Source organism: Marinicella gelatinilytica, assembly GCF_026410405.1.
GTDB lineage: Bacteria > Pseudomonadota > Gammaproteobacteria > Xanthomonadales > Marinicellaceae > Marinicella > Marinicella gelatinilytica.
The window spans coordinates 1-281 of the sequence record NZ_JAPMLN010000051.1; the positions used below are offsets into that span (position 1 = coordinate 1).

Genomic DNA, 281 nt, shown 5'->3' on the forward strand with positions numbered 1-281 from the left:
TCTGAGCTGCAGCAACCATCAGACACTGTGCTTTGACCTTGTTGATGCCTCGATAGCGTGCATAACGATATTGATGAAGCTCTTTAGCATCGGCAAATGAGCGTTCCACCGTTTCTTTCCTACGCTTATAAATCTGTTTGTCTACGGCACTAAGCCGATGTTGGTTTATGCGCTCTTTGGATTCTTCCCATACATGTCTTGTCACTGTTTTCTGGCTGTTGGCACTTTTGGTACATTGTGATTTAACCGGGCAGTTAGTGCATACTTTGGGATTGGATTTA

Annotated in this window: 1 protein-coding gene; it reads right to left on the bottom strand. The window is 44.1% G+C overall.

The genetic code is table 11. The features are described from left to right. Positions 1–281, bottom strand: a 281-nt coding sequence (locus OS173_RS13310) for a transposase (protein ID WP_267184766.1), incomplete at both ends; no start/stop codon positions are given.